Source organism: Mesorhizobium sp. M7A.F.Ca.CA.002.05.1.1 (genome assembly GCF_003998335.1).
Lineage (GTDB): Bacteria > Pseudomonadota > Alphaproteobacteria > Rhizobiales > Rhizobiaceae > Mesorhizobium.
Genome location: NZ_RZQI01000722.1, coordinates 1 through 3,103 on the forward strand (window position 1 = coordinate 1; position 3,103 = coordinate 3,103).

Annotated in this window: 6 protein-coding genes; all 6 read left to right on the plus strand. The window is 62.2% G+C overall.

All coding sequences use genetic code 11. The features are described from left to right. Window positions 1-65: 65 nt before the first annotated feature. Window positions 66-794 (plus strand): 50S ribosomal protein L3, encoded by a 729-nt coding sequence (gene rplC, locus EN939_RS27300; RefSeq protein ID WP_013531422.1) that lies wholly within the window; start codon window positions 66-68, stop codon window positions 792-794. Beyond that, entirely contained in the window at window positions 794-1,414 is a 621-nt protein-coding gene (gene rplD / locus EN939_RS27305) for a 50S ribosomal protein L4 (RefSeq protein ID WP_013531423.1), read from the plus strand. Before rplC ends, rplD begins: the two co-directional genes overlap by 1 nt. After that, window positions 1,411-1,704 (plus strand): 50S ribosomal protein L23, encoded by a 294-nt coding sequence (locus tag EN939_RS27310; protein ID WP_013531424.1) that lies wholly within the window; start codon window positions 1,411-1,413, stop codon window positions 1,702-1,704. Before rplD ends, EN939_RS27310 begins: the two co-directional genes overlap by 4 nt. A gap of 22 nt (window positions 1,705-1,726) precedes the next feature. Then, window positions 1,727-2,560, plus strand: coding sequence for a 50S ribosomal protein L2 (rplB, locus tag EN939_RS27315; RefSeq protein WP_024505067.1), 834 nt, complete (start codon window positions 1,727-1,729; stop codon window positions 2,558-2,560). A gap of 16 nt (window positions 2,561-2,576) precedes the next feature. Beyond that, on the plus strand, window positions 2,577-2,855 hold the full coding sequence (rpsS, locus tag EN939_RS27320; RefSeq protein WP_006205463.1) for a 30S ribosomal protein S19: 279 nt from the start codon (window positions 2,577-2,579) through the stop codon (window positions 2,853-2,855). A gap of 2 nt (window positions 2,856-2,857) precedes the next feature. Then, window positions 2,858-3,103: large ribosomal subunit protein uL22 (locus EN939_RS27325; protein ID WP_127270846.1), on the plus strand; the 246-nt coding region annotated here is incomplete at its 3' end.

Sequence of the window (3,103 nt, forward strand, 5' to 3'; positions counted from 1 at the left end):
CTAAGGGAATGAGAGCGCGGTAAGGGGCGGTGCCCCTGGCCCGGAACTCTAAAGGAATTGAACCGATGCGTTCAGGTGTGATTGCAAAGAAGGTGGGAATGACCCGCATCTACAACGATGCCGGGGAACATGTTCCCGTCACCGTTCTCCTGATGGAGAACTGCCAGGTCGTGGCCCAGCGCACGCAAGAGAAGAATGGCTACACCGCCGTTCAGCTCGGCGTTGGCCTTGCCAAGGTGAAGAACACGTCGAAGGCGATGCGCGGCCATTTCGCGACCGCTTCCGTCGAGCCGAAGGCGAAGGTCGCCGAGTTCCGCGTCTCCGCCGACAACATGATCGATGTCGGCGCCGAGATCACCGTCGAGCACTTCGTCGCCGGCCAGAAGGTCGATGTGACGGGCACGACGATCGGCAAGGGCTTCCAGGGCGTCATCAAGCGCCACCACATGGGCGGTGGCCGTGCAACGCACGGTAACTCGGTTTCGCACCGGACGCACGGTTCGACCGGCCAGCGCCAGGACCCGGGCAAGGTGTTCAAGGGCAAGCATATGGCTGGCCACATGGGCGACACCCGCGTCACCACGCAGAATGTCGAGATCGTATCGACCGACGCCGACCGCGGCCTGATCCTGATCCGCGGTGCGGTTCCCGGATCGAAGGGCGCCTGGATCCTGGTCCGCGATGCGGCCAAGGTGGCACTGCCGGCCAATGCGCCGAAGCCTGCCGCGATCCGCGCCGTTGCTGCCGAAAGTGGCGCCAAGAACGAGGCTCCGGCCACAGAGGGAGCGGAATAATGGATCTCAAGATCACAACGCTGGGCGGCAAGGACGCCGGCAAGGTGGAACTCTCCGACGAGATTTTCGGCCTTGATCCGCGCGAAGACATCCTGCAGCGCGTCGTGCGCTGGCAGCTTGCCAAGAAGCAGCAGGGCACGCACAAGACCAAGGGTCGCGCCGAGATCGCGCGCACCGGCGCCAAGATGTACAAGCAGAAGGGTACGGGTCGCGCCCGTCACCATTCGGCACGCGCTCCGCAGTTCCGCGGCGGCGGCAAGGCCCACGGCCCGGTCGTTCGCAGCCACGAGCACGAACTGCCGAAGAAGGTTCGTGCTCTCGGCCTCAAGCATGCTCTCTCGGCCAAGGCCAAGAGCGCGTCGATCATCATCATCGACGAGCTGAAGCTGACCGAGGCCAAGACGAAGGCGCTGATCGCGAATTTCGCGACGCTGGGCCTGACCAACGCTTTGCTGATCGGCGGCGCCGAGCTTGACAAGAACTTCAAGCTGGCGGCGACGAACATCCCCAACATCGACGTGCTGCCCATCCAGGGCATCAACGTCTACGACATTCTGCGCCGCGGCACGCTGGTCCTTTCGAAGGCCGCCGTCGAGGCTCTCGAGGAGCGTTTTAAATGACCGACCTTCGTCATTACGACGTGATCGTCTCGCCGGCGATCACCGAAAAGTCGACCATGGCCTCCGAGCAGAACAAGGTCGTCTTCAACGTCGCCAAGAAGGCGTCGAAGCCGGAAATCAAGGCCGCCGTCGAAGCGCTGTTCGGCGTCAAGGTGATGGCCGTGAACACGCTTGTCCGCAAGGGCAAGATCAAGCGCTTCCGTGGCACGGTTGGCCGCCAGAGCGACGTCAAGAAGGCGGTTGTGACGCTGGCCGATGGTCAGTCGATCGACGTCGCGACGGGTCTCTGAGCAAGGCCGCGAGGACAGAACAATGGCACTGAAAAAATTCAACCCGGTAACGCCCAGCACCCGTCAGCTGGTCATCGTCGACCGCTCGGGTCTTTACAAGGGCAAGCCCGTCAAGGGTCTGACCGAAGGCCTGACCAAGTCGGGCGGCCGCAACAATCACGGTCGCATCACCGCCCGCTTCATCGGCGGTGGTCACAAGCGTTCGTACCGCATCATCGACTTCAAGCGCCGCAAGTTCGACGTCGTCGGCACGGTCGAGCGCATTGAATACGATCCGAACCGCACCGCCTTCATCGCGCTGATCAAGTATGACGATGGCGAGCTGTCCTACATCATCGCTCCGCAGCGTCTGGCTCCCGGCGACAAGATCGTCTCCGGTGAATCGGTAGATGTGAAGCCGGGCAATGCGATGCCGCTGGCTTCGATGCCGGTCGGCACCATCGTCCACAACATCGAGCTGAAGCCGGGCAAGGGCGCTCAGGTCGCCCGTTCGGCAGGTGGTTACGGTCAGCTAGTCGGTCGTGACCAGGGCATGGCGATCCTGCGCCTCAATTCGGGCGAGCAGCGTGTCGTTCACGGCTCCTGCATGGCCACTGTCGGCGCCGTGTCCAATCCGGACCACGGCAACATCAATGACGGCAAGGCCGGTCGCACGGTTTGGCGTGGCAAGCGCCCGCACAATCGCGGCGTGACCATGAACCCGGTCGACCATCCGCACGGCGGCGGTGAAGGCCGCACCTCGGGTGGCCGCCATCCGGTTTCGCCCTGGGGCAAGCCGACCAAGGGCAAGAAGACGCGGTCCAACAAGGCGACCGACAAGTTCATCCTGCGCTCGCGCCATCAGCGCAAGAGCTAAGAAGAGGTAACGCCAAGTGACTCGTTCGATTTGGAAAGGCCCCTTCATTGACGGCTACCTTCTCAAGAAGGTGGACAAGGTTCGTGAAGGTGGTCGCAATGAGGTGATCAAGATGTGGAGCCGTCGCTCCACCATCCTGCCGCAGTTCGTCGGCTTCACCTTCGGTGTCTACAACGGCCAGAAGCATGTTCCCGTCTCGGTGAACGAGGACATGGTCGGTCACAAGTTCGGTGAATTCGCTCCGACCCGGACCTATTACGGTCACGGCGCGGATAAGAAGGCGAAGAGGAAATAATCATGGGCAAGGCCAAAGCTCCGCGCAGGCTTGCTGATAACGAAGCGCGCGCCGTATTGCGCACGATCCGTATCAGCCCGCAGAAGCTGAACCTCGTTGCCGCGCTGATCCGCGGCAAGAAGGTCGCGACAGCGCTTTCCGATCTCGAATTCTCGGCCAAGCGGATTTCCGGCACGGTCAAGAAGACGCTGGAATCGGCAATCGCCAACGCGGAAAACAACCACGACCTGGATGTCGATGCACTGATC

Excerpts from the sequence above, each read along its gene's own strand:
- EN939_RS27310 (WP_013531424.1), top strand. The coding sequence starts at position 1,411 with ATGACCGACCTTCGTCATTACGACGTGATCGTCTCGCCGGCGATCACC.
- rplC (WP_013531422.1), top strand. The coding sequence starts at position 66 with ATGCGTTCAGGTGTGATTGCAAAGAAGGTGGGAATGACCCGCATCTAC.
- rplB (WP_024505067.1), top strand. The coding sequence starts at position 1,727 with ATGGCACTGAAAAAATTCAACCCGGTAACGCCCAGCACCCGTCAGCTG.
- rplD (WP_013531423.1), top strand. The coding sequence starts at position 794 with ATGGATCTCAAGATCACAACGCTGGGCGGCAAGGACGCCGGCAAGGTG.